The organism is Variovorax sp. PMC12 (assembly GCF_003019815.1).
GTDB lineage: Bacteria > Pseudomonadota > Gammaproteobacteria > Burkholderiales > Burkholderiaceae_C > Variovorax.
Window position 1 is genome coordinate 4,466,395 of sequence record NZ_CP027773.1, and the last position, 25,331, is coordinate 4,491,725.

Annotated in this window: 24 protein-coding genes; 12 read left to right on the forward strand and 12 right to left on the reverse strand. The window is 69.3% G+C overall.

What is annotated here, in order from left to right; all coding sequences use genetic code 11:
* Positions 1–70 precede the first annotated feature (70 nt).
* The 5 genes from C4F17_RS20725 to C4F17_RS20745 are packed head-to-tail and all read right to left on the reverse strand — an operon-like array spanning position 71 to position 7,046.
* Positions 71–652 carry a superoxide dismutase gene (locus C4F17_RS20725; RefSeq protein ID WP_081267476.1) on the reverse strand — a complete coding sequence of 194 codons (582 nt, stop codon included), beginning with the start codon at positions 650–652 and terminating at the stop codon, positions 71–73.
* 40 nt (positions 653–692) lie between these two features.
* Positions 693–1,388: a helix-turn-helix transcriptional regulator gene (locus C4F17_RS20730; RefSeq protein ID WP_081267477.1), complete on the reverse strand. Its 696-nt coding sequence runs from the start codon at positions 1,386–1,388 to the stop codon at positions 693–695.
* 35 nt (positions 1,389–1,423) lie between these two features.
* Positions 1,424–2,863: an efflux transporter outer membrane subunit gene (locus C4F17_RS20735; RefSeq protein WP_106936502.1), complete on the reverse strand. Its 1,440-nt coding sequence runs from the start codon at positions 2,861–2,863 to the stop codon at positions 1,424–1,426.
* Positions 2,860–5,940, reverse strand: a complete 3,081-nt coding sequence (locus C4F17_RS20740) for a MexW/MexI family multidrug efflux RND transporter permease subunit (protein ID WP_106936503.1) — start codon at positions 5,938–5,940, stop codon at positions 2,860–2,862. The genes C4F17_RS20735 and C4F17_RS20740 overlap by 4 nt, the downstream gene beginning before the upstream one ends.
* Positions 5,937–7,046 carry an efflux RND transporter periplasmic adaptor subunit gene (locus C4F17_RS20745; protein ID WP_106936504.1) on the reverse strand — a complete coding sequence of 370 codons (1,110 nt, stop codon included), beginning with the start codon at positions 7,044–7,046 and terminating at the stop codon, positions 5,937–5,939. Before C4F17_RS20745 ends, C4F17_RS20740 begins: the two co-directional genes overlap by 4 nt.
* A 250-nt stretch (positions 7,047–7,296) precedes the next feature.
* Between C4F17_RS20745 and C4F17_RS33645 the strand changes: the two genes are divergently transcribed.
* Genes C4F17_RS33645 through kdpE form a run of 9 tightly spaced genes read left to right on the forward strand, consistent with a single transcriptional unit; the run spans position 7,297 to position 16,039 of the window.
* Positions 7,297–7,419, forward strand: a complete 123-nt coding sequence (locus tag C4F17_RS33645; protein WP_267898696.1) for a hypothetical protein — start codon at positions 7,297–7,299, stop codon at positions 7,417–7,419.
* The gene (kdpF, locus tag C4F17_RS20750; RefSeq protein ID WP_019657711.1) at positions 7,416–7,514 is read left to right on the forward strand and encodes a K(+)-transporting ATPase subunit F; all 99 of its coding nucleotides are present in this window, start codon (positions 7,416–7,418) and stop codon (positions 7,512–7,514) included. Before C4F17_RS33645 ends, kdpF begins: the two co-directional genes overlap by 4 nt.
* Position 7,515: 1 nt before the next feature.
* Positions 7,516–9,315, forward strand: coding sequence for a potassium-transporting ATPase subunit KdpA (gene kdpA / locus C4F17_RS20755; protein ID WP_106936505.1), 1,800 nt, complete (start codon positions 7,516–7,518; stop codon positions 9,313–9,315).
* 13 nt (positions 9,316–9,328) lie between these two features.
* Positions 9,329–11,431, forward strand: a complete 2,103-nt coding sequence (kdpB, locus tag C4F17_RS20760; RefSeq protein ID WP_106936506.1) for a potassium-transporting ATPase subunit KdpB — start codon at positions 9,329–9,331, stop codon at positions 11,429–11,431.
* 13 nt (positions 11,432–11,444) lie between these two features.
* Positions 11,445–12,056, forward strand: coding sequence for a potassium-transporting ATPase subunit KdpC (gene kdpC / locus C4F17_RS20765; RefSeq protein ID WP_106936507.1), 612 nt, complete (start codon positions 11,445–11,447; stop codon positions 12,054–12,056).
* 13 nt (positions 12,057–12,069) lie between these two features.
* Positions 12,070–12,447 (forward strand): hypothetical protein, encoded by a 378-nt coding sequence (locus C4F17_RS20770; protein ID WP_081267484.1) that lies wholly within the window; start codon positions 12,070–12,072, stop codon positions 12,445–12,447.
* Positions 12,437–12,568: a hypothetical protein gene (locus tag C4F17_RS33650; RefSeq protein WP_267898697.1), complete on the forward strand. Its 132-nt coding sequence runs from the start codon at positions 12,437–12,439 to the stop codon at positions 12,566–12,568. Before C4F17_RS20770 ends, C4F17_RS33650 begins: the two co-directional genes overlap by 11 nt.
* Before the next feature lie 14 nt (positions 12,569–12,582).
* Positions 12,583–15,336: a DUF4118 domain-containing protein gene (locus tag C4F17_RS20775; RefSeq protein WP_106936508.1), complete on the forward strand. Its 2,754-nt coding sequence runs from the start codon at positions 12,583–12,585 to the stop codon at positions 15,334–15,336.
* A 4-nt stretch (positions 15,337–15,340) separates the two neighbouring features.
* A complete protein-coding gene (kdpE, locus tag C4F17_RS20780; RefSeq protein ID WP_106936509.1) occupies positions 15,341–16,039 on the forward strand; it encodes a two-component system response regulator KdpE in 699 nt (232 codons plus the stop codon).
* A 114-nt stretch (positions 16,040–16,153) separates the two neighbouring features.
* Here kdpE and C4F17_RS20785 read toward each other — a convergent pair whose 3' ends face one another.
* The 7 genes from C4F17_RS20785 to C4F17_RS20810 form a co-directional block, all read right to left on the reverse strand.
* Positions 16,154–17,272 (reverse strand): zinc-binding dehydrogenase, encoded by a 1,119-nt coding sequence (locus tag C4F17_RS20785; RefSeq protein WP_106937631.1) that lies wholly within the window; start codon positions 17,270–17,272, stop codon positions 16,154–16,156.
* 86 nt (positions 17,273–17,358) lie between these two features.
* Complete coding sequence (locus tag C4F17_RS33465) at positions 17,359–17,547, reverse strand: hypothetical protein (RefSeq protein WP_234382238.1); 189 nt, start codon at positions 17,545–17,547, stop codon at positions 17,359–17,361.
* Entirely contained in the window at positions 17,544–17,906 is a 363-nt protein-coding gene (locus C4F17_RS20790; protein ID WP_234382241.1) for a phosphatase domain-containing protein, read from the reverse strand. Before C4F17_RS20790 ends, C4F17_RS33465 begins: the two co-directional genes overlap by 4 nt.
* Positions 17,903–18,394, reverse strand: a complete 492-nt coding sequence (locus C4F17_RS20795) for a hypothetical protein (protein WP_106936510.1) — start codon at positions 18,392–18,394, stop codon at positions 17,903–17,905. The genes C4F17_RS20790 and C4F17_RS20795 overlap by 4 nt, the downstream gene beginning before the upstream one ends.
* Entirely contained in the window at positions 18,391–19,536 is a 1,146-nt protein-coding gene (locus tag C4F17_RS20800; RefSeq protein WP_106936511.1) for an MGDG synthase family glycosyltransferase, read from the reverse strand. Before C4F17_RS20800 ends, C4F17_RS20795 begins: the two co-directional genes overlap by 4 nt.
* 333 nt (positions 19,537–19,869) lie before the next feature.
* Positions 19,870–21,315: a nicotinate phosphoribosyltransferase gene (locus tag C4F17_RS20805; protein WP_081267491.1), complete on the reverse strand. Its 1,446-nt coding sequence runs from the start codon at positions 21,313–21,315 to the stop codon at positions 19,870–19,872.
* A 65-nt stretch (positions 21,316–21,380) separates the two neighbouring features.
* Positions 21,381–22,460: a bifunctional nicotinamide-nucleotide adenylyltransferase/Nudix hydroxylase gene (locus C4F17_RS20810; protein ID WP_106936512.1), complete on the reverse strand. Its 1,080-nt coding sequence runs from the start codon at positions 22,458–22,460 to the stop codon at positions 21,381–21,383.
* Between the two features lie 83 nt (positions 22,461–22,543).
* Between C4F17_RS20810 and C4F17_RS20815 the strand changes: the two genes are divergently transcribed.
* The 3 genes from C4F17_RS20815 (at position 22,544) to C4F17_RS20825 (ending at position 25,287) form a co-directional block, all read left to right on the forward strand.
* Positions 22,544–23,377: a pseudouridine synthase gene (locus tag C4F17_RS20815; protein ID WP_106936513.1), complete on the forward strand. Its 834-nt coding sequence runs from the start codon at positions 22,544–22,546 to the stop codon at positions 23,375–23,377.
* Positions 23,344–24,474: a winged helix DNA-binding domain-containing protein gene (locus tag C4F17_RS20820; protein ID WP_106936514.1), complete on the forward strand. Its 1,131-nt coding sequence runs from the start codon at positions 23,344–23,346 to the stop codon at positions 24,472–24,474. The genes C4F17_RS20815 and C4F17_RS20820 overlap by 34 nt, the downstream gene beginning before the upstream one ends.
* A gap of 156 nt (positions 24,475–24,630) precedes the next feature.
* On the forward strand, positions 24,631–25,287 hold the full coding sequence (locus C4F17_RS20825) for a response regulator (RefSeq protein WP_081267495.1): 657 nt from the start codon (positions 24,631–24,633) through the stop codon (positions 25,285–25,287).
* Positions 25,288–25,331: the final 44 nt, after the last annotated feature.

A 25,331-nucleotide genomic window follows, 5' to 3' on the forward strand; every position in this document is an offset into this window, starting at 1 on the left:
AGCGGCCCCCATGCCGAGGATGGCATGGGGGCCGCGTGCTTCAGGGGCCGGCCGGGCGGCCGGCGATGCGTCAGCCGAAGTTCTTCTCGGCGAATTCCCAGTTGGCCAGCTTGGCCAGGAAGGTCTCGACGAACTTCGGGCGCAGGTTGCGGTAGTCGATGTAGTAGGCGTGTTCCCAGACGTCCACCGTCAGCAGCGCGGTGTCCGCGGTGGTCAGCGGCGTGCCGGCGGCACCGGTGTTCACGATGTCCACCGAGCCGTCGGCCTTCTTCACCAGCCACGTCCAGCCCGAGCCGAAGTTGCCCACGGCCGACTTCACGAAGGCTTCCTTGAAGGCGTCGTAGCTGCCCCACTTGGCTTCGATGGCCTTGGCCAGCGCGCCGGTCGGTGCGCCGCCGCCTTGCGGCTTCATGCAGTTCCAGAAGAAGGTGTGGTTCCAGATCTGGGCTGCGTTGTTGTAGATGCCGCCGCTGGATTTCTTGACGATCTCCTCGAGCGTCATCGCTTCGAATTCGGTGCCCTTCTGCAGGTTGTTGAGGTTCACCACGTAGGCGTTGTGGTGCTTGCCGTAGTGGTACTCGAGGGTTTCCTGCGAGTACTCGGGTGCCAGCGCGTCCAGGGCGTAGGGCAGGGGTGGGAGCTTGTGTTCCATCGTGATTACCTTCGTGGTTGTTGAAAAAGAAAAAGCGGATTCACTCGTCGGCCGGCAACGCGCCCGGCTTGGGCACGACCCGGTAGGCACAGCGCCGCGCGCCCGCGAGCACATGCTCGACACGGCTCACGGTCACGTCGGGCCCCAGCACTTCGTCGAAGAGCTGCAGCTCGCTGCGGCAGAAGCCGCTGCAGGCCTGCGCCGCCGTGCAGATGGGGCAATGGTTCTCGATGAAGAGCCAGCCGTTGCCCTGGCCTTCCTCGTCTTCTGGCCGGAACTCGGCCATGTAGCCTTCGCGGCTGCGGATTTCCGCCAGCCGCGCAAGCCGCGTCTTCAGGCTGCGCGCGCCGCGCATGGCCTGCGTGTAGCTGGCGCGCATGGCGGCCTCGCGCGCCGTGATGAGCTGGTCCATGCCCTTCTCGCCGAACACGCTGATGACGGCGCTGATCATCTGCACCGTCATCTCGGCGTGCGTGTCGGGAAAGCGCTTGTGGCCTTCCCCGGTGAGCCGCCAGATCTGCGTGGGCCGGCCGCGGCCGATCGGGCGGCTCTCGGCGTCGACCAGGCCCTCGGCCTCCAGCTTGGCCATCTGCTGGCGCACCGCTTCCACGGTGACGTTCAGCACCTTGGCGATGTCGGGAATGCCGAGCGCGCCGCGGGTCTTGAGCGTTGAGAGGATGCGGTCTGCCGGCTGGTGCGGCATCCAGGTGGGCTTGGCGGCATCTGGGGCGGGCATGGCGGGTTCGGTCGTGGAGGAAAACGGGTCCATTGTCAGGTGGTTGGACCTCCCCTTGCCGCCGCGGGTGCTTGCCAGCCGCCGCCCAGCGCCTTGTAGAGCGCGACGAGGCTGGTGTACGAGGCGGTTTCGGCCTCGGCCACGGCATCCTGCGCGCGCAGCAGGGTGCGCTGGGCGTCGAGCACGCTCAGGTAGGGCGCGGCGCCTTCGCGGTAGCGCACCTCGATCAGTTCGGCGGCGCGGGCGCTGCGGGCCGAAGCCTCCACCAGCCGCTGCAGCCGCAGCTGGTTCTGGCCGTACCCGGTGAGGGCGTTCTCGACGTCCTCGATGGCGCGCAGCACGGTCTGCTCGTAGAGCGCGCGGTCGCCTTCGGCGCGGGCCTGGGCGCCGCGCACGCGGGCCTTCACGGAGCCCAGCCGAAGGGCGGTCCAACCCACGCCGGGCGTCACGCTGAAAGCCCGGCTCGACGAGCTTCCCAGGTCGGAACCGCGCAAGGCGATGAAACCGAGGAAGCCGCCGATGTCGAAGCGCGGATACAGCTCGGCCGTGACCGCGCCCACGTCCGCCGTGCTGGCCGCGAGGCGGCGCTCGGCGCGCAGCACGTCGGGCCGGCGGCGCAGCAGGTCGGCCAGGTCGCCGACGGGCAGGCGCCTGTCGAGTGCATGCAGCGGCCGGGGCTGCAGCATCGGTTCGAGCTCGGCGGGGCGCAGGCCGGCCAGCACCGCGACGCGGTAGGCGGCCTGGCGGCGCGTCGTCTCGAGCGCCGGCAGCTGGCTCTCGGTGCTCGCGAGGTTGGCCTGCGCGCTCGCCAGGTCGCCCTCGAGGCCGCGGCCGGTCCGCACCTGCGCATCGGTCACGCGCAGGCTCTGGCGCAGGCTGTCGAGCGTGCGGCGCGTCACGGCAATGCGCTGCTCCGCACCGCGCATCTCGTAGTAGTTGCGGGCCAGTTCGGCCACGGCCACGATGCGCACCTGCTCCAGGTCTGCGGCGCTGGCTTCGGCGCGTGCGGTCGCTGCTTCATCGAGCCGCTTCAGCCGGCCGAACAGGTCGATTTCCCACGAGGCGTCGAAGCCCGCGCGGCTGCTCTGCGCGAGCGATCGCACATCGGGCTGCAGGCCGTTGTTGCCTTGCGCGATGCTGCGCGTCTTGCTCGCGCCTGCGGTGACCACCGGCAGCCGGTCGAGCTCGGCTTCCGTCTGCGTGGCGCGGGCTTCGAGCAGCCGGGCCTGCGCGATGCGGATGTCGTGGTTGGCGGCCAGCGCGCGGTCGATCAGCGCATCGAGCTGCGGGTCGTCGAGCTGGCGCCACCAGTCGCGCTGCACCGCGTCGCCGGCGAACAGCGAGCGCTCGGGTGCGGAGATGGCAACCGGCGCATCCGAAGGCGCGGTGTACTCAGGCCCGACCGCGCAGCCCGCCAGCACGAGCAGGCTCAACGCAAAGGGTGCTGTGCATGAAAAAAGTCGGTTCATCGTCATGCTCCTTCGGCCAGCGCATCGAGTTCGGCCGTGCGCCGCGAGCGGCCCGCCGCGCGGTGGTCGCGCGCCAGCAGCGTGTACATGGTGGGCAGCACGAACAGCGTGAACAGCGTGCCCACCAGCATGCCGACCACGATCACCAGGCCGATGCTGAATCGGCTGTTGGCGCCCGCACCGCTCGCGAACAGCAGCGGCACCAGGCCCATCACCATCGCGGCCGTGGTCATCAGGATGGGGCGCAGCCGTATGCGCGCGGCCTCTTCGATCGATGCGCGCCGGTCGAGGCCCTTGTGCATCTGGATCTCGTTGGCAAACTCCACCATCAGGATGCCGTGCTTGCTGATGAGCCCGATCAGCGTCACCAGCCCGATCTGCGTGTAGATGTTGATGGTGCCGAAGCCCAGCGCCAGCGGCACCAGCGCGCCGCAGATCGACATCGGCCCGCTGATCAGGATGATCAGCGGGTCGCGCAGGCTCTCGTACTGCGCGGCCAGCACCAGGTAGATCACCACGATGGCAAACACGAAGGCCATCACCAGGGCGGAACCCTCCTGCGTGAACTGCCGCGCGTCCGACTGCCAGTCGTAGCTGAAGCCGGCCGGCAGCTTCTTCGCCTCTTCGCTCAGGAAGGCCACCGCGTCGCCCATGGTCACGCCCGGCGCCGGAATGGCCTGGAAGGTGGAGGCGTTGAGCTGGTTGAACTGCGTGAGCTTGTTGGGGCCCACGCTGGTCGACAGCTGCACCAGATTGGCCAGCGGCACGGGCTGGCCGCTCGCGCTCTTCACGAAATAGCGCGAGAGCGCCTCTGCCGTCAGCCGCTGCTCGCGCGGCGACTGCGGAATCACGTCATACGAGCGGCCGTCCATGCCGAAGCGGTTGACGTAGTTCTCGCCCACCAGCACCGCCAGCGTGTCGCCGATGGACTTCATCGTCACGCCCAAGCTGTTGGCCTTGGCGCGGTCCACGCGGAGCTCGACCGTGGGACTGTTGAACTCCAGGTCGCTGTCGACCACGGCGAACTTGCCGCTGTCGCGCGCCGACTTCTTCAGCGCTTCCATGGCCTCGAAGACGGTGCGGTGGTCGCCCGCGCTGCGGATGACCATCTGCACCGGCAGCCCGCCGGTGGAGCCTGGCAGCGAGGGCAGCTGGAACGCGAAGACGCTGCTGCCTTCCACCTCGTTCATGCGGCCCTGCGTGTCGCCCTGGATCTGGTCGGCGTTGCGCTTGCGGTCTTTCCAGTCGGACAGCTGCACGCCGCCGATGCTGTTCGACACGCCGTCGGAGCCGTTGATGAGCCAGCGGCCGGTGTTCTCGGGCAGCGTGGCAAACACCTCGTCCCACTTCTTGCCGAACTTCTCGACGTAGTCGATGTTGGCGTGCTGTGGCGACTTGATGGCCGTGAGCACCATGGCCTGGTCTTCGCCCGGAGCCAACTCGCGCTGCGCCGCGTTGTAGAGGAAGGGCAGGCTGGCCAGCACCAGTGCTGCGAACGCGCCGGTCACCCAGCGGTGGTGCAGCGACACTTCGAGCAGCCGGCCGTAGCCTGTGGCGAGCCGATGGAAGAACGACTCCGCCGCGCGCGCCATGCGGCTGCCGGTGGTGTCCTGCGGCAGCAGGAACGAACTCATCACCGGCGACAGCGTGAGCGCGATCACGCCCGACACCACCACCGCGCCCGCCAGCGTGAAGGCGAACTCCTTGAAGAGCGAACCCGTGAGCCCGCCCATGAGGCCGATGGGCGCGTACACCGCGGCCAGCGTGAGCGTCATCGCGATCACCGGGCCTGCCACTTCGCGCGCGCCGATCAGCGCGGCCTGCACGCGCGACTTGCCTTCCTCGATGTGGCGGTGCACGTTCTCGACCACCACGATGGCGTCGTCCACCACCAGCCCGATGGCCAGCACCATCGCCAGCAGGGTCAGCAGGTTGATGCTGAAGCCGAACAGCAGCATCAGCGCGGCGGCGCCCAGCATCGACAGCGGAATGGTCACCACCGGAATCAGCACCGCGCGCACCGAGCCCAGGCACAGGAAGATCACGATCACCACGATGGCGATGGCTTCGAGCAGCGTCTTGCGCACCTCGTCGATGGAAGCCTCGATGAAGCGAGCCAGCTCGAAGGGCAGCTGCACTTCCACGCCCGGCGGCAGGTTCTGCCTGATGCCGGGCAGCAGCTCGCGGATGCGCTTCACGATCACCAGCGGGTTGCCGTTGGGTGACGCCTGCAGGCCGAGGTAGATGGCGGGCACGCCGTCCATCGTGGCGCTGCTGTCGGCGCTTGCGGCGCCCAGCTCCACGGTGGCCACGTCGCCGAGGCGCACGATGGCGTCACCGTCGCGCTTGACCACCATGTCGCGGAACTCGGCCACGTTCACCAGGTCGGTGTTCACGCGGATGTTCCACACCACGTACAAGCCCTTCACCTGCCCGGGTGCGGCCTGCACGTTGTTCTGGCGCAGCGCGTCGGCCAGCTCGCCGGCCGAGATGCCGCGCGCGGCCATGCGGTTGGGGTCGAGCCACACGCGCATCGCCAGCGTCTGCCCGCCCGAGACCTCGACGCCCGACACGCCGGTGATGGACGCGAACTGCGGCTGCACCACGCGCGAGAGGTAGTCGGTGAGCGCCGGCATCGGCATCGTCTTGCTCGAGAAGCCGACGTAGGCCACCGCAGTGGCCTCGCCCGATGACTTCAGGATCACCGGGTCGAAGGCCTCGGCCGGCAGCCGGTACTTGACCTGGCTGACCTGCGCCATCGCCTGAGTGAGCGCCTGGTTGGCGTCGGCGTTGAGCTTCATGCGCACGCTGATCACGCTGCGGCCCAGCGTGGAAGACGACGACAGGTAGTCGACGTTCTCCATGGTCGCCACCGCCTGCGCGATCGGCTGCGTGACGAAGCCCTGCATCAGCTCCGGCGAGGCGCCGGGGTACTGCGTGGTGATGGTGAGCGTGGTGCTCTCGGTCAGCGGGTATTGCCGCACCGGCAGGTCGCCCAGCGCACGCGCGCCGAGCAGCAGGATGAGCGTGCTCACCACCAGCGCCAGCACGGGCCGGCGCACGAAGAGGTCGGTGAACTTCATGGCCTGGGTTCCTGTGCGAGGGCCAGCGTGTCCTTGGCCGTCGGCATCACGGCCGCGCCGGTGTACAGGCGCAGCTGGCCGGAGGTGACGACCTTGTCGCCGGGCGCGAGGCCCGTCTCGATCACGACCAGCCCATCCTGCCGCTCGCCGGCCTTCACGAACACCTGCTGCGCGGTGAAGCCGTCGCCCTTGTCGGCGGGCCGCACCACGAAGACCGAGTCGCCGTGCGTGCTGTAGGTGATGGCCGTCTCGGGCACGGTGATGGCGTCGGTGCGTGCAGGCAGCGCGACCTTGCCGTTGACGAACATGCCGGGCGTGAGCGCGCCGTCTGCGTTGTCGATGGTGGCCTGCAGGCGCACGGTGCGTGTGTCGCTGCCGATCTGCGGCTCGATGGTGCTGAGCCTGCCCTGGAACACCCGGCCCGGATACGCATCGACCGACAGCGCCACCTGCTGGTTGCGCTGGAGCATGGGCAGCGCCGTCTCGGGCAGCGTGAGGTTGGCGAACAGCGTGCGGCTGTCGGTCAGCGATACCAGCGCATCGCCGGCCCGCACGAACTGGCCGAGGTTGACGCGGCGGATGCCGAGCACGCCGTCGAACGGCGCCTTGATGCGCTTCTGCTCCAGCACGGCCTGGGCGCGCCGCAGGTCGCCGCTGGCCTGGTCGAAGGCGGCCTGCGCCTGTTCGAGCTGTTCCTGCGTGGCGGCCTGCTGCGGCAGCAGGCGGCGCGTGCGCTCCAGCAGCGCCTTCGCATTGGCGCGCTGGGCCGTCAGGCGCTCCAGGTCGCCTTGCTCGGGCGCGTCGTTGAGCTGCACCAGCAGCTGCCCTGCGCGCACCTGGCCGCCGGGCGTGAAGAGGATCTTCGCGACGCGGCCCTCCAACTCGGCCGGCACCTCGACCTGCCGGTTGGCCTCCAGCGTGCCGATGCCGCTGAGGAAGCGCGCCACCTCCGTCTTCCGCGCGGTGGCAACGGCCACCTTGGCCGGCGGCATGCCAGCGTCCTGCGCGTGTGCCGGCTCGAGCTTCGTGACGAGCCCGTAGCCGGCTCCCCCCAGTACCAATGTCGCCAGGCCAGCGCCCAGCCACGCCCTTGATTGCTTGTTCATTACGACGCCCATTATTAATCAAAGAAAGTGCTTGGATTATTTGATGGCGCCGGCTGCCTGTCGAGGAAGGCCCGGCAATGGCCGTCATAGGCTGGGGCTATTCGAGCGAACACCTGAAGCCACGTCGGCACCGCGAGGCGACGGCCGTTTTTTTACGCTTTCTTTACGGCCGTACCTTCACTCTTTCCCCCGTTTTGACGCACGACTGCCGAGACTGAAGCCCATCTTTTCTCGTTTGCAGGAGTGATGCATGGACATCGTCTGGATGGGCGCCTTGCTGGCGCTTTGGGCCGTGGTGGGGGCCATGGTGGTGGGGCTGAACAGGCTCGACGCACCGAAGCCATCGAACAAGACCGACGGAGCGCCGTCATGATCAGCCTCGAAGTTCTCTATGGCTTCGGCGCGCTGATCGCCGTGGTGCTTTTCGCCTACCTCGTGTTCGCGCTGATCTGCGCGGAGGAATTCTGAAATGACTTCCTCCGCCTGGGGCCTGCTGGCCCTTTTCCTGGCCGCGCTGCTGGTGCTGGCCTGGCCCGTCGGCAAGTTCCTTGCCGCGCTGTGCGACGAGCGCGTGCCGCGCTGGATGCAGCGCGTCGAGGCGCCGCTGTACAAGCTCGCCGGCACGCAGCCCGGGCAGTCGATGCACTGGCTGCGCTACGCGCTCGCGCTGCTGGCCTTCAACGCCGTGGGCGCGATCTTTCTCTACGGCCTGCAGCGCCTGCAGGGCTGGCTGCCGCTGAACCCCGCGGGCATGACGGCCGTGTCGCCCGACTCGGCCTTCAACACCGCGGTGAGCTTCGTCTCCAACACCAACTGGCAGGGCTACGCCGGCGAGTCGACCATGAGCTATCTCACGCAGATGCTCGGCCTGACGGTGCAGAACTTCCTGTCCGCCGCCACCGGCATCGCGGTGGCCTTCGCGCTGGTGCGCGGCTTTGCGCGGCGCGGCGACGGCAAGGGCCTGGTCGGCAACTTCTGGGCCGACGTCACGCGCATCACGCTGTGGGTCCTGGGGCCGATCTCGTTCGTGCTCGCGATGATCTTCGCGGGCCAGGGCGTGATCCAGAACCTCGACGCCTACAAGGAAGTGAGCACGCTGGAGACCACCGCCTTCCAGCAGCCGAAGAACGGCGCCGACGGCCAGCCCCTGAAGGACGAGAAGGGCCAGCCGGTGATGGAAGACGCCACCACCAAGACGCAGACCCTGGCCATGGGCCCGGTGGCTTCGCAGGAAGCCATCAAGATGCTGGGCACCAACGGCGGCGGCTTCTTCAACGCCAACTCGGCGCATCCTTATGAAAACCCGACGGCGCTGGTGAACCTGCTGCAGATGATCGCGATCTTCCTGATCCCGGCCGCGCTGTGCTTCACCTTCGGCCGCGTGGTCGGCGACATGCGCCAGGGCTGGGCCGTGCTCGCGGCGATGACGATCATGTTCGTCATCGCGGTGATGGTCATCACGCCCGCCGAGCAGGCCGGCAACCCGCTGTTCGCCTCGCTGGGCGTGGACCAGGTGTCGAGCGCGCTGCAGGCCGGCGGCAACATGGAAGGCAAGGAAGTGCGCTTCGGCATCGATGCCTCGTCGCTGTTCGCCGCCATCACCACGGCCGCTTCGTGCGGCGCGGTCAACGGCATGCACGACTCGCTCACCCCGCTGGGCGGCATGGTGCCGATGGTGCTGATGCAGCTGGGCGAGGTGGTGTTCGGCGGCGTGGGCTCGGGCCTGTACGGCATGCTGATCTTCGCGATGCTCGCGGTGTTCATCGCCGGGCTGATGATCGGCCGCACGCCCGAGTACCTCGGCAAGAAGATCGAGGTGCGCGAGATGAAGCTGATCTCCATCGCCATCCTGGTCACGCCGGTGCTGGTGCTGGCGGGCACGGCGGTGGCGGTGATCGCGGGCGCCGGCAAGGCCGGCATCGCGAACCCGGGCGCGCACGGCTTCTCCGAAATCCTGTACGCGCTGACCTCGGCCGCCAACAACAACGGCAGCGCCTTCGCGGGCCTGTCGGCCAACACGCCCTTCTACAACGGCCTGCTCGCGCTGGCGATGTGGCTCGGCCGCTTCGCGATGATCGTGCCGGTGCTGGCCGTGGCCGGCGCGCTGGCCGCCAAGAAGCGCCTGCCCGTCACCAGCGGCACGCTGCCCACGCACGGTCCGCTGTTCGTCTCCCTGCTGATCGGCACGGTGCTGCTGGTCGGCCTGCTCAACTATGTGCCGGCGCTGGCCCTGGGCCCGATCGTCGAACACCTCGTGCTCTGGAAATGAGAAGGAGCGCAACATGACTACTGCCAATACCAAGACATCTCTCTCGCTGTTCGACGCGGCGCTGGTCAAGCCCGCGCTGTGGGCCGCCTTCGCCAAGCTCGACCCGCGCACCCAGTGGCGCAACCCGGTGATGTTCATCGTGTACATCGGGAGCATCCTGACCACGGTGCTCTGGGTGCATGCGCTGAGCTTCCCGGGCGACACCGGCATGAAGCCCGCCTTCGTGCTGGCCGTGACCATCTGGCTGTGGTTCACCGTGCTGTTCGCCAATTTCGCCGAGGCCCTGGCCGAGGGCCGCAGCAAGGCGCAGGCCGCTTCGCTGCGCGGCCTGCGCAAGGACACCTGGGCCAAGAAGCTGCAGGAGCCGCACCACGGCGCCCAGTGGCTGCCGGAGCAGGCGCCCAACCTGCGCAAGGGCGACGTCGTGCTGGTGGAGACCGGCGACGTCATCCCGCTCGACGGCGAAGTGATCGAAGGCGTGGCCTCGGTCGACGAAAGCGCCATCACCGGCGAATCGGCGCCCGTGGTGCGCGAATCGGGCGGCGACTTCTCTGCCGTGACCGGCGGCACCCGCGTGCTGTCCGACTGGCTGGTGGTGCGCATCTCGGTGAATCCGGGCGAGTCTTTCCTCGACCGCATGATCGGCATGGTCGAGGCCGCCAAGCGCCAGAAGACGCCCAACGAGATCGCGCTGACCATCCTGCTGGTGGCGCTGACCATCGTGTTCCTGATGGTCACGGTCACGCTGCTGCCGTTCTCGATCTTCAGCGTGGAAGCCGCCGGCGCCGGCACCGTGGTGTCGCTCACCGCGCTGGTCGCGCTGCTGGTGTGCCTCATTCCGACCACCATCGGCGGGCTGCTGTCGGCCGTGGGCGTGGCCGGCATGAGCCGCATGATGCAGGCCAACGTGATCGCCACCTCGGGCCGCGCGGTGGAAGCCGCCGGCGACGTCGACGTGCTGCTGCTCGACAAGACCGGCACCATCACGCACGGCAACCGCCAGGCCACGGCCTTCCTGCCCGCGCCCGGCATCACCAAGGCCCGGCTGGCACGCGCCGCCATGTTCTCGTCGCTGGCCGACGAGACGCCCGAAGGCCGCAGCATCGTCGAACTGGCCCGCCGCGACGGGCTGGACACCACTGCCGTGGAGGGCGCGCGCTTCGTGCCCTTCACCGCGCAGACCCGCATGAGCGGCGTCGACCTGCCGGCCGCGCCCAACAGCCTGGACACCGACGACATCCTGCTGCGCAAGGGCGCGGTCGAGGCGGTGCGCCGCCACGTGGAAGCGCTCGGCGGCAGCATGGCGCCCGAGGTGCTGCGCGCGGCCGAGGAAACCGCGCGCCGCGGCAGCACGCCGCTGGCCGTGGCCGAAGGCGACCGCGTGCTCGGCGTGGTCGAGCTCAAGGACATCGTCAAGACCGACATCAAGGAGCGCTTTGCCGAGCTGCGCCGCATGGGCATCAAGACGGTGATGATCACCGGCGACAACAAGCTCACGGCGGCGGCCATCGCGGCCGAAGCCGGCGTGGACGACTTCCTGGCCGAAGCCACGCCCGAGGACAAGCTGGCGCTCATCCGCCAGTACCAGTCCGAAGGCCGCCTGGTGGCCATGACCGGCGACGGCACCAACGACGCTCCCGCGCTCGCGCAGGCCGACGTGGCCGTGGCCATGGGCAGCGGCACGCAGGCGGCCAAGGAGGCCGGCAACATGGTCGACCTGGACTCCAACCCGACCAAGCTGCTGGAAGTGGTGGAGACCGGCAAGGCGCTGCTCATGACGCGCGGCTCGCTCACCACCTTCTCCATTGCCAACGACGTGGCGAAGTACTTCGCCATCATTCCGGCGATCTTCGTGTCGACCTATCCGCAGCTGGGCGCGCTGAACGTGATGCGCCTGGCGAGCCCGTCCTCGGCCATCCTGAGCGCGGTGATCTTCAACGCGCTGGTCATCGTGTTCCTGATTCCGCTGGCACTGAAGGGCGTGCGCTACCGGCCCGTGGGCGCCGCGTCGCTGCTGCGCCGCAACCTGGCCATCTACGGCCTGGGCGGCCTGCTGGTGCCCTTCATCGGCATCAAGCTGATCGACTGGCTTCTTGTCGTCGTCCATCTCGTCTGAGGAGTCTTCCATCATGAACAACAACAGCGGCAACATCGCCCGCCCCGCGCTCGTGCTCTTCGTGCTGCTGAGCGCGCTCACCGGCCTGATCTATCCGATGGCCGTCACCGGCGCCGCCAAGGCGGTGTTCCCCGCGCAGGCGGCCGGCAGCCTGGTCGTGCTCGACGGCACCACGGTGGGCTCGAAGCTCATCGGCCAGAACTTCAGCGATCCGAAGCACTTCTGGGGCCGCCCGTCGGCCACCGCGCCGCAGCCCTACAACGGCGTGGCCTCCGGCGGCTCGAACCAGGGCCCGCTCAACCCCGCGCTGACCGACGCCGTGAAGGCGCGCGTCGAGGCGCTGCGCGCGGCCGACCCGGGCAACACCGCGCCGGTGCCGGTCGACCTGGTCACCGCATCGGCCAGCGGCCTCGACCCCGACATCAGCCCGGCCGCCGCGCGCTATCAGGCTGCGCGCGTGGCGCGCGTGCGCGGCATTCCGGTGGACCGCGTCAACACGCTGATCGCCGACAACACCGAGGGCCCCAAGTGGGGCTTCCTGGGCGAGCCGCGCGTCAACGTGCTCGCGCTGAACATCGCGCTCGACGCTTTTTCAGGTTCCTTCAGTCCTTCGACGCCCCGTTGAGGAGAAACAAGCCATGGCCTATGCCGCCTACCGAGAACACCCCGGCGTGCCGCGAACGCACGCACTCATGAGCAAGCCGAACAGCAGGCAGGGCGCAAAAGGCCCGTACTACGTGCTCGACGTCACCGTCTGCTGCGCCGACGCCCTGCGCGTGCGCCGCAGCATGGCCGGCTGCCCCGACGCGGGCGTGGTGCGCTGCGAACCGCTGCTGCACGCCTGCAGCACGCAGGAAAGCGATGCGCCCTGCGTGCGCCTGATGATCCGCCTGCCCATCGGCAGCTATGCGGACGTGCTGCACCGCCTGATCGAGTGCGTGCCTTCGGGCGAGATCGGCCGGCTCGTGAGCTGGCGCGATCACCTCGCGCGCTGCGGCCTCGGCCATGGTCACTGACCTGTTGCTGGCACTGCTGGCCATGGCGGCGCTGTTCGTGCCGCTGGGCTTTGCCTGGTGGGTGCTCTCGCGCACCGCGCGGCGGCACGCGGACCGCCGCAAGGACCCTCCGATGCGATAACCTGCGCGCCACCCATGCTCGACGACCGCCCCGACCCCGACGCCCTGCTCGCGCAACTGCGCAGCGACGAGGCGCGCGCGCAGCGCGGCAAGCTGCGCATCTACTTCGGCGCCAGCGCGGGCGTCGGCAAGACCTGGGCCATGCTGAGCGCCGCGCAGCGCGAGCGCGCCGCCGGCCGCGACGTGCTCATCGGCGTGGTCGAGACCCACGGCCGCAGCGAGACCGCCGCGCTGCTCGCGGGGCTCGACGCGCTGCCGCTGCGCGAACTGGCCCACCGGGGCCGCACCCTCGCCGAGTTCGACCTCGACGCCGCGCTGGCCCGCAAGCCCGCCGTGCTGCTGGTCGACGAGCTGGCCCACACCAACGCGCCCGGCTCGCGGCACGCCAAGCGCTGGCAGGACGTGCAGGAGCTGCTGGCCGCCGGCATCGAGGTGTGGTCGGCGCTCAACGTGCAGCACCTGGAGAGCCTGAACGGCACCGTCGGCGCCATCACCGGCGTGCGGGTGCACGAGACCGTGCCCGACACCGTGCTCGACGAGGCCGACGAGGTGGTGCTGGTCGACGTCACGCCCGACGAGCTCACGGCGCGGCTCGCGGCCGGCAAGGTCTACCTGCCGCAGCAGGCCGAGCGCGCGGCGCAGAACTTCTTCCGCAAGGGCAACCTCATCGCGCTGCGCGAGATTGCGCTGCGGCGCACCGCCGAGCACGTGGAAGACGACGTGCGCGGCTGGCGCGTGGAGCAGTCGGGGCCGGGCGCCGGCGGCAACGGAAAAGGGCGCGGCCTGCAGGCCTGGAACACCTCGGGCGCGATCCTCGCCTGCGTCGGTCCGCACGAAGGCGCTGCGCAGACGGTGCGCACCGCCGCGCGGCTCGCGGGCCAGCTCAATGTGCGGTGGCATGCGGTGTATGTCGAGACGCCCCGCCTGCAAAGGCTGGCGGCCGCCGAGCGCGACCGCATCCTCGCCGTGCTCAAGCTGGCCGAGGAACTGGGCGCCGCCACGGCGGTGCTCACCGGCTCCGACGTGGCGGAGCAGCTCGCCGAACAGGCGCGGCGCCTGAACTGCGCAACGCTGGTGCTCGGGCGCCCGGAGCCGGCCGCGGGCTGGCGGCGCTGGTGGCCGGCGGCCGCGTCGCCGACGCTGTCGCGCGCGCTGGCGCAACGCGCGCCCACGCTCGACATCATGGAAGTCGCGCCGGCCGACAGCTCGCGCCGCCTGTCGCGCGCGCCGCTGGAAGGCGCGCGCATCGACAGCGACGACCACGAGAAGGCACCCACCTACTGGCCGGCCTACGCCTGGGCCACCGCCACCAGCATTGCGCTGACGCTGGTGTGCACGCCGCTGGCCCGCGTGCTGGAGCTGTCGAACATCGTCATGCTGTTCCTGCTGGGCGTGGTGGGCGTGGCAATGCGCTTCGGGCGCGGGCCTTCGGCGCTGGCGGCATTGCTCAACGTCGCAGCCTTCGACTATTTCTTCGTGCCGCCGCGCATGTCGTTCGCGGTCAGCGACGTGCAGTACGTGCTGACCTTCGCCATCATGCTGGGCGTCGGCCTGCTGGTGGGGCAGCTCACGGCCGGGCTGCGCTTCGCGGCCGGTGTGTCGACCAGCCGCGAACGGCGCGCGCGTTCGCTGTTCGAGCTGACGCGGGAGCTCTCCGCCGCGCTCGAAAGCTCGCAGGTGGTCACGCTCGGCACGGCCGCCGTGCAGGGGCATTTCGGCGGCCATGCGCTGGTGCTGGTGACCGACGCTGCCGACCAGCTCGTGATGCCGGACCACGCGCCCGAGGGCTTCGATCCGCAGGTGGCCGACTGGGCCTTCCGCCACGGCCAGCCGGCCGGCCTGGCGACCGCCACGCTGGCCGCGCAGCCCTGGCACTACGTGCCGCTGCGCGCGCCGATGCGCGTGCGCGGCGTGCTGGCGCTGTCGCCCGCGCAGCCGCGCTGGCTGCTCATTCCCGAGCAGGCGCAGCAGCTCGACACGCTGGCGCGGCAGATCGCCATCGCGCTGGAGCGGGTGCACTACGTCGAGGTGGCGCAGCAGGCCGTGGTGGAGATGGAATCTGAGCGGCTGCGCAACGCGCTGCTGGGCGCCATCTCGCACGACGTGCGCACGCCGCTCACCGCGCTGATCGCGCTGGCCGAGTCGCTGCAGACCCTGCCGCCCGAGGAGCATGACAACGCCGCGCGCGCCATCGTCGCGCAGGCGCACGAGCTGCATGCGCTGGTCAACAACCTGCTGGACATGGCGCGGCTCGAAAGCGGCATCGCCGGCGGCGCGGTCAACCTGCGGCGCGACTGGCAGTCGGTGGAAGAGGTCGTGGGCTCTGCCATCCGCGCGGCGCGCACCTCGCTGGGCGACACCGTCGTGCGCACCGCGCTCGACGCCGGGCTGCCGCTGGTCGAGTTCGACGCGGTCCTGATCGAACGCGTGCTCGTCAACCTGCTCGAAAACGCCACCAAGTACGGCGCGCCGCCCATCGAAGTCGGCGCGCGGGCCGAGCCCGGCACGCTGGTGCTCACCGTGCGCGACCACGGCCCGGGCCTGCCCGCCGCGCTGCTCGGCCACGAGCAGAAGCTGTTCGACAAGTTCACGCGCGGCGAGGCCGAATCGGCGACGCCGGGCGTCGGCCTGGGCCTGGCCATCTGCAAGGCGGTGGTGAGCGCGCACGGCGGCGAGATCACTGCCGCGAATGCGCGCGGCGGCGGTGCAGAATTCACGGTCACGCTGCCGCGCCGCGAGCCGCCCGAATCCGCCGAAGCCCAACTCTGAAGCCATGCCAGCCCCTACCGCCATCGTGATCGAAGACGAGCCGCAGATCCGCCGCTTCGTGCGCGGCGCGCTCGAGGCCGAAGGCTGGTTGGTGCACGAAGCCGGCACCCTTCGCGACGGCCTGGCGGCGGCCGGCACGCGCCAGCCCGACCTGCTGGTGCTCGACCTCGGCCTGCCCGACGGCGACGGCGTCTCGCTGATCCGCGACGTGCGCGGCTGGTCGGCGGTGCCGATCATCGTGCTGTCGGCGCGCACCGACGAGGCCGACAAGATCGCCGCCCTCGACGCCGGCGCCGACGACTACCTGACCAAGCCCTTCGGCACCGGCGAACTGCTGGCGCGCGTGCGGGCCAACCTCAGGCGCCCCCGCGCCGCGGGCGGCGGCAACGACGAACCGGCTGACGCGCTGTTCCGCTTCGGCGAGATCGAGTTCGACCGCGCGGCGCGGCTCGTGCGGCGTTCAGGCGTCGAGGTGCACCTGACGCCCACCGAATACCGGCTGCTGTCGGTGCTGGTCGCAAACGCCGGCCGCGTGCTGACGCAGCGCCAACTGCTGCGCGAAGTGTGGGGACCGTCACACACCGACCAGAGCCACTACCTGCGCATCTACATGGGGCACCTGCGGCAGAAGCTGGAGGCCGATCCGGCGCAGCCGCGTCATCTGCTGACGGAGACGGCGGTGGGGTATCGGCTGGTGGCGTAGTGCTATCGGTACCCTGCGTTGGCGTTGTCCGCTAGAAGACTATGGTGAGGCAGCCGGCCTCAAGCTCCCGACCGCGCCGTACCGTTTACCGGGCGCTCTACCCGGAGACCACGATCACTTGTTCGGATTCAGCAGGAACTTCTCACCGGTAGCCTGCTTGCCATAAACCCCGATCGCATCAAGCTGCAGCATTTCCACCAGCGACACCTCGCGCGTGTACTTGCTGGCAAACGTCGTCTTCAATTCGGCGACGACCCGTGCCTTCAGGCGCTTCGTGCCTTCGTCGCCGAGCTTGCCGAGGAACGGGAACAGCAGCCACCCGCCCATGCCCCACGCCATGCCGAAGTTGCGCACGAATTCGGTGGGAGAGCGATCAAGGCCGCCGTAGATGTACACCTGCTTGTGCGTGGTCGAGCCGTAGCGGCTGTATTCCTTGGCGGTGCGGTTCAGCGCCGCTTCCATGCAGCCGAGGATCTGCCCGGCCAGCTTGCCGCCGCCTGTGGCGTCGAAGGCCAGCGTGGCGCCGGTCTCCACCAGTGCCTGCGTGAGGTCTTCCAGGAAGGTGGGCGAGGTCGCGTTGCACACGTATTTCGCGCCCAGGCCGCGCAGCAGGTCTTCCTGCTCCTGCTTGCGCACGATGTTGACGAGCGCGATGCCGTCCTTCTGGCAGATCTTGTTGAGCATCTGGCCCAGGTTGGACGCGGCGGCCGTGTGCACCAGCGCCTTGTGGCCCTCCATGCGCATGGTCTCGACCATGCTCAGCGAGGTCAGCGGGTTGACGAAGCACGAGGCGCCTTCGGCCGGCGTGGTGCCGTCCGGCAGTTCCAGGCACTGGGCGGCGGCGAGGCAGCGGTACTGCGAGTACATCGCGCCGCCGATGGCCGCCACGGTCTTGCCGAGCAGCGCCTGCGCGGCCGGCGACGATCCGGCCTTGACCACCACGCCCGCGCCTTCGTTGCCGACCGGCATCGACTGGTCGAGCCGCGCCGCCATCGCGGGGAGCGCGCGCTCGGGCACGGTGGCGGTGACGACCGGGCGCTCTGGCGTGCCCGAGGCCTTGGCGGTGCTCATGTCGGCGGCGCCGAACAGCAGGCCCAGGTCCGACGGATTCAGGGGCGACGCCTCGACGCGGATCACCACTTCGTGGGCCTGCGGCTCGGGGATCGGATCGTCGTGCAGAGAGAGTTCGAGTTCGCCGTTCGCGCGAACGAGGGAGCGGATTTGGAGTGCCATGGAAGAGCCCTTCGTGAAGCTTCGCAGATGGCCATCGGCCACGGGGCGGCCAGTATAGGAGCGGGGTACGGAAGCCGCTGGCGCCTTCAGGACACCACGGGGATCACGGGGGCATGCGCCAGCGCGTGGCGCATCTTCGCGGGGTCGAGCCGCTCGATGTAGCGCGGGATGTTGCGCCACAGCGTGTGATAGCCGTAGCCGCCGCGCAGCATCTCGTGGCGTGCGCTGTCCTTGTCCCAGTCCTGCACGGCCATGCGGTAGACCGCTGCGATCACGCCGGTGCGGTCGCCCCGTGCATGCAGTGGATCAGCACCGGGCCCTGCTTCTGCGCCTCGCGGATGGCGAGCAGCGCGCGCAGCACCTTGGCGTCGTCGATGGACCAGGTGTTGATCGGCACGCGCACCAGCCGCATGCCGGTGCCGGCGAACACCTTCTTGTCGTCGTTGAACGAGCGCAGGCTCACCACGGTGCGGATGCCGAGCGATCGCAGCGCGGCCATGTCGGCGCGCCGGGGCTGCGCGCTGCGGTACAGCGTGGGCGTGATGCAGTGCAGGTTCTCCACCCGCAGTTCGTCGAGCGGGTCGGCCCAGTGGCCGGGGCGCGTTTCGTGGTCGTCGCCGCCAGCCGCGCTCATGGCTTGCGCTTCCAGTGCCGCACCGTGAGGATCAGCAGCGCCACCGCGAGGCCGCCCCAGTAGTCGACCGGCGCGCCCCACAGCCAGTGCTTGTGCCAGAACGCGTCGACCGGGTTGAAGCGCGCCCAGCCGAAGGCCGGATTGATGATGAACCAGAGAAAGTCCTCGCAGACCCAGAACACGATCAGCCCCGCCACCGCGAGCCCGACGTTGCGCCATGTCCAGCGGCCGTTGAAGGCCAGCGGCGAGAAGAACACCAGCGCCATGAAAGTGAACACCCATGCGTGGTAGCCCGTCATCGCGCGGCCGCCCCAGAAGATGTCGAGCCAGATGCTGTTCTCGATGCGCCAGGTCGGCAGCGACGTGGCCCAGCCGGCGCCCCCTTCGATCTGGATCTCGGCATTGGCGAAGAAGAAGGCCATGACGGCCACCCAGGCGAGGTAGCCGAGCGTGCGGCCCACGCCGGTGTTTTCGGTGTCGCGGCTCATGCGGCGCTGCCCGACAGAACATGTTGCAGCACCGCGCGCGCCGCCTGCGGCTTGCCCAGCGCGCGGCTGCGGGCGGCCATGTTCGCGAGCTTGGCGGTGTCGGCCATGAGGCGCGCCACTTTGTAGTCGAGGCCGATGGCGTCGTAGGCCAGCCACGCGGCGCCTTCTTCCATCAGGAAGCCGGCGTTGTGTTCTTCCTGCCCGGGGATGGGCGAGATCAGCAGCATCGGCTTGCCCAGCGCCAGGCATTCCGACACCGTGAGGCCGCCCGGCTTGGTGACGACGAGGTCGGACGCGGCCATCATCTTGTGCATTTCGTTGGTGAAGCCGACGGCGACCACGCGCCCCGGGTGGCGCCTGGCCAGCGCCTCGAGCTTGCCGTATGCCTCCACGTTGCGGCCCGCCACGGCAATGACCTGGAAGTTGCCTTCCCCGCCGAGGCCGAGCACGCGCTCGACCATGCTCGGCAGGTCGCCCACGCCCGCACCGCCCGAGGCCATCAGCAGCACCGGCCGCGACGGGTCGAGGCCCAGCTCGGCCGCGCAGGCATTGCGCGTGAGCGCCGGTGCATCGGGCTCGGAGAAGGCCGGCATCACGGGGATGCCGGTGACGTGGATGCGGTCCGCCGGAATGCCGCGCGCCCGCAGGCGGAAGGCCACTTCTTCCGTGGCGGCAAGGTAGCCGGTCATGCCCGGCACGAGCCACATGTTGTGCAGGTCGTAATCGGTGATCTGCAGCCACACGGGGTAGTCGATGCGGCCGCGGTTGCGCTCGCGCATCAGCAGTTCCGCGGGCAGGAAGTGGGTGCAGATCACGGCGTCGGGCTGCTCGCGGCGGATTTCCTTCACGAGGGCGCCGGTGCTCAGCCGCTCGATGCCGCGGCGCAGGCGTTGCGAGGGCGCGTGGTGCGGCGTGGTGTCGGTGCGCTGGTGCAGATACGACCACAGCTCGGGGGCCCGGTTCACGAGCTGGATGTACCAGTCGGTGTAGACCTTGCGAAAGCCGCCGGCCACGTGGGCCATCGCATCGATGTGGACCGCCGTGCAGGGCGGGGCGAGGGTCTGGGCGGTGGCGGCAAGCGCCTGTGCTGCACGCACGTGGCCGTTGCCGGCGCTCACGCTGAGGATCAGGAGTTTGGTCATGAAATCCGGGATTTGCGCGGATTATGGCGATGCCTTGTGGCAGTCCTTTTCCAGCTGTTGTTCAGGGCTCGCTCACGCCGACGGGGTGCCTTGCTCCGCGAATGTCCCCCGCCCTTCGGGCTCCTCCTTTATTTCGCTGCGCAAGGCACCCCGCCGTCGTGAGCGTTCAGAGCACTTGTTGATCGAGTGGAACAACGGCAGCGCTCGTTGTGCGCAGGGCGCCGGGTGCTCCCCGCAGCGAAATAAAGGAGGAGGGGCGCAGCCCCGGGGGACATTCGCGGAGGGGAGTACCCGGTGGCCTGCGCACGCATCCCGAACGCCTGAACCGAAAGCCTAAAGAGGCGCCCGAGAAGTGATGAACTGATTCACCCCCGCAGCAGCCCGCTCGCGAACAGCATCGAAAGTGGTGCTCTCCACGATGCGCCCGTTCTCGAACACCGTCTGCAGCAAGTCGGCCTGGCCTGCCGCCAGCGTCTCTTCACGCACAGTGCTTTCGACGCCGTTCGCACCGCGCACCAGCGCAAGACGCCCCTTCTTCGAAGCCTTGCCCATGTCCCCCACGGGCGACTTGTACACGTCGCGCCACTCGCCGTTCACCTGCATCGCCGAGCACTTCATCGCCCACTGCATCGTGTCGCGGTTGACCTGCTGCAGCAGCCCGCCGCCCATGCCAAAGGAGATGTTCTCCGTCGAGAAACCGTTGTGGAAGAAGTTCGACAGGCACAGCCGCAGCGAATCGAGATTCACGCCGTCGCCCTGGATGATGCGCACGTTGTTCAGCACGCGGAAGCCCTTGGCGTTGGTCGTCGTGCCGAAGCGCTCGGCCAGGATCTGCGCCACCTTCAGCGTGGTCTCGGCCGGGTCGCCCGAGTCCGGCCGCACCACCAGCGTCGCGCCCGAGGCCACCACCTTCGCCTTCAGCTCGCCACCCCAGATGCGCGCGCAGGCATTGAAGATGTCGTAGCTGTCGCTCACCACCGCAAAAGTGGCGCCGGGCTTGCCGAACTGGTCGACCATGTTGCTGTACGCATCGGCTTCATGCTCGCGGCCCCAGCCCGTGATGGTGCTGTGCTCCGCCGCGGGAATCGAGAAGCCCGCCACGTCGCAGTCGTAGTACCGGCGCGCCGCCACCAGTGCAGCCAGCGTGTCCGTGCCCATGAAGTTCACCAGGTGGGCCATGCCGCCAAGCGCGGCCGATTCGAGGCTCGACACGCCGCGCGCGCCGAAGTCGTGCAGCCGGAAGGCGATCTGCCCCTGCGGGTCGTCGCAGGTCGCTTCCAGGTAGCGCAGCAGCGTGGTGCGCGCGGCCGCCGACAGCGTGGCCACCGTGGTCGGGTACCAGATGGCGCGCAGCAGCTCGGTCTCGAGAAAGCTCGTCACCCAGAAGAACTCGGGGTCGGTGTTCTCGATGGTCGCCAGCACGTTGTGCACCGGCGTCACGCTGCCTTCGGGCACGGCGCGGATGCGCACCGGCATCAGCCCGCCGTGCTTCTCGATCAGCCGCAGCCAGCCTTCGCGGTTGAAGGGCTCGCCGTGCGCGGCCATGAGCAGGGCGGCTTCTTCCACGTCGTCGCGCGTCACCGGCGTCTGCAGATATTCGCGCAGGTAGGCCTGCAGCCCGAAGAACAGCGAGTGGCTGAAGATGCCGCCGCGCGACTCGATGTAGCTGTACACCGTCTGCGTGCCGGGCGGGTACTGCATCCAGTGCGACACCTTGTAGGAGTCGGTGCGAAGCAGCAGGTTGTTGCCCAGGGGCGAGGAGGTGAGATTGCGGTTCATGTGAAAGCTCCTTTCACTGTGGCGCCCGTCAACCGGGGCCGTTCTTGCTGACAAAGCCTGGTCGTTCAGTTCTTGCCCAGGCCACCCAAAAAATGATTCGCGATGAAGAAGTGGTCTTCGTAGATGCGGTCCTGCATGTCGAGGAACTCGGCAATGGGCACCCAGCGCACCTCGGCCGCGTCGTCGTCGGCGCGCACTTCCGAAAGGCCGGTCCACTGGTTGTGCGCCAGCTCGAAGAAGAAGCCGTGCGTGATGGTGCGCCCGCGCTGCGAGCGGTCGGGCGCGTCGAACACGTGGCTGGCCTTCATGCTGCCGTTGAGCACGGGCACGGGCACCTTGAGGCGGGTTTCTTCCTTCAGCTCGCGGATGGCCGCGTCCTGCAGCCGCTCCTGCTGGCCGACGAAGCCGCCGGGCAGCGCCCAGGTGCCCTTGCCGGGATGGAACTTGCGCTGCACCAGCAGGATGTGGCCGGCCTCGACCACGACGGCGTCGACCGTGGTGTAGATGGGCGGAAAGTCGCTGCCCGCGTAGCGGTACTTGTCGCGGTAGTCGACGAGGAAGGCGCGCTCTTCGCAGAGCTCGGCGTAGTCGGCGGTGCGGGTGAACTGGTCGAGGAACGCGGCCGTGCCGTCGGGCAGGTCGGCGCGCGCGAGCTGGCCGCGGTTCTCGGGGTCGAAGTAGAGGCTGCGCACGTCGGTGGCGTTGAGGCTCTCCACGCTGTTCTGCCCGACGAACTCCCAGTGCGGGAACATCTTCAGGTAGTAGCTCGATGCGTCCTTCAGGTGTCCCACCAGCGCCACCCTGGCCTTGGCCGGTGCATGGCCGTCCTGCGCGATGAGCCGCTCGACAGCCGACTGGATCGACGCGATCCAGATCTGGTCGTTGTAGGGCGAGTCGCCCACGCCGACCACGCTCACGCGCATCTGGTCGCTGCTGCGCAGGCAGGCGCGCACCATGCGTTCGCGTTCGTCGAAGGTGAAGGGATTCTTGACGCTGCGCGGCTGCCGGTCGGAGCCGACCACCACGATGACCCGATCGGCGGCGCGCGAGGCCTCTTCGATGAGTCGTTGATGTCCGAAATGAACGGGCTGGAAGCGCCCGATGACGATGGCGTACTGGTACTTGCGTGCGTTTTGCGTGTTCACTTGGGAATCCCCCAAAAAGGGCGCGATCAACTCGCGCTTGCGTTCAGGATAGCATCGGTGCCGCACATTGATCAAGCCTTCCGATGACCGAGCCCTCTTCTCCCCCCGCCGATGCCGTGCGCCTGAACAAGCGCATGGCCGAACTGAAAATGTGCTCGCGCCGCGAGGCCGACGAATGGATCGCCAACGGCTGGGTGAAGGTCAACGGCAGGCCGGCCGAGATGGGCGTGAAGGTCACGCCCTCCGACCGCATCGAGATCGACAAGGCGGCCAAGGGCCAGCAGGCGAACCAGGTCACCATCCTCATCAACAAGCCCATCGGGTACGTGAGCGGGCAGGCCGAGGACGGCCATGAACCGGCGGTCACGCTGTTCACGCCGCAGAACCGCTGGGCCGAAGACAACGCGCGCTTCTTCTTCAGCCCGCAGCAGCTGCGCGGCCTCGCGCCGTGCGGCCGGCTCGACATCGACTCCATCGGCCTGCTGGTCATGACGCAGGACGGCCGCATCGCGCGCCAGCTCATCGGCGAAGACTCGGTGATGGAGAAGGAATACCTGGTGCGCGTGGCCTACCACGGCCTGGGCCAGCCCGCGCCCACCGGCCAGCTGGTGCGCATGGACGACGACGATCCCGTCACGACCAACGTGCAGGCGGTGTTTCCGCCGGCCATGCTCGCGAAGCTGCGCCACGGCCTGAGCCTCGACGGCCAGGCGCTGAAGCCCGCGCGGGTCGAATGGCAGAACCCCGAGCAGCTGCGCTTCGTGCTCACCGAAGGCAAGAAGCGGCAGATCCGCCGCATGTGCGAACTGGTCGGCCTGAAGGTGGTGGGCCTGAAGCGGGTGCGCATCGGCAAGGTCATGCTGGGCAACCTGCCGGTGGGGCAATGGCGATACCTGGCGCCGCACGAGAAGTTCTGAGCCTGCGCGCGCTGAACCGCGCCACGCTGGCGCGGCAGATGCTGCTGGCGCGGCGCAGCCTCGCGGCGACGCAGGCCGTCGAGCGGCTGGCCGGTCTGCAGGCGCAGGCGCCCAACCCGCCCTACATCGGCCTCTGGAGCCGGCTCGAAGGCTTCCGGCGCGAGCAGCTGACCGATGCATTGCACAAGCGGCGCATCGTGCGCATGTCGACCCTGCGTGGCACCCTGCACCTGATGAGCGCGCGCGACGCGCTGGCATGGCGCCCGCTGCTGGAGCCGGTGCATCAGCGCGGCCTGCAGGGCAGCAACCACAGGAAGGCGCTCGACGGCATCGACCGCGCGGCGGTGGTCGAGGCCGGACGCACGCTGCTCGCCGAGCGGCCGCGCACCGGCGCCGAACTCGGGCAGGCCCTCGGGCTGCGCTGGCCGGGCCGCGAGAGCGCCTCGCTCGCCGCGCTGATCCGCAACAGCCTGCCGCTCGCGCACCTGCCGCCGGCGGGCACCTGGAACTCGCACCAGAGCGCGCTGCTGCAGCCTCTTGGCGACTGGCTCGGGGATGCGGCGGCCGATGCCGCCCCCGCCACCCAGGACGATCTGCTGCTGCGCTACCTCGCCGCCTTCGGCCCCGCCACGCTGGCCGATGCCGGCGCATGGTCGGGCCTCACCGGCTGGAAGGCCGTGGCCGAGCGCCTGCGGCCCCGGCTGCGCGTGTTCGTGAGCGAAGACGGGCAGGAACTCTTCGACCTGCCCCGCGCGCCCCGGCCCGACCCCGGCACGCCCGCGCCGCCGCGCCTCGTGGCCGAGTGGGACAACCTGCTGCTCTCGCATGCCGACCGCGCCCGCGTGCTGAGCGAGGCGAACCGTGCGCGCGTGTTCACCGCCAACGGCATCGTGCGCGGCACGGTGCTGCTCGACGGTTTCGTGGCGGGCGCCTGGAAGATCGAGCGCGAGAAGAAAAAGAACATCGCCGCCGTGCTGCTGGAGCCTTTCGCACGCTGGTCGAAGGCCGACCGCGCCGCGGTGGAGGGCGAGGCCCTCGGCCTGCTGGCCTTCGCGTCGGACGGCGGAGGCGAACGCCACGCCGTGCGCATGGCCTGAGCATTGCCGCGGCGCGCCGTTGCCCCGCGCGATTGCCCCCGCGATGCACCCGCCGCCTAAGCTGCGTCTAAGTATTCCCACCTACTCTGCGCCACGGCGCAGGCTCTTCCGATCATCCCGGTCGCGTGCTACCTTGCGGCCGAAGGAGTCGCCGCAATGCGCGTTCTGCTGGTGGAAGATGACGAAATGATCGGGCGCAGCCTCAAGCAGGCGCTCGAGGGCGCGGGCTGGTCCGCGGATTGGGTGCGCGACGGCGAGCTCGCGCAAAGTGCCCTGGGCGACGGCGGCTACACCTGCGTGCTGCTCGACCTCGGCCTGCCCAGGCAGGACGGTACCGAGGTGCTGCGCCGCGCCCGCGAACGCGGCGACGCCACCCCGGTGCTGGTGCTCACCGCCCGCGACGGCCTCGACGACCGCATCCACAGCCTCGACCTTGGCGCCGACGACTACCTGCTCAAGCCCTTCGAATTCCGCGAGCTGCTCGCACGCATGCGCGCCGTCGTGCGGCGGCGCGACGGCGCCGCGCATTCGCTGGTCGGCAGCGCCACGCTGCAGCTGGACCTCACCACGCGCGAAGTGGTGGTCAACGGCGAGCGCGAAGCGCTCACCGCGCGCGAGTTCGCGCTGCTGCACGCGCTGCTGGAGCGCCCCGGCGCCATCCTCTCGCGCGAACAGCTGGAGAACCGCATCTATGGCTGGGGAGAAGAGGTCACCAGCAATGCGATCGATGTGCTGATCCACGGCATGCGCCGCAAGCTGGGCGCGGACGCGATCCGCAACGTCCGCGGCCTGGGCTGGCGCGTGGTTGCATGATGAGGCGCGCGCCCAGGTTTCGCGCACTTCGTATCGCTGCGGCG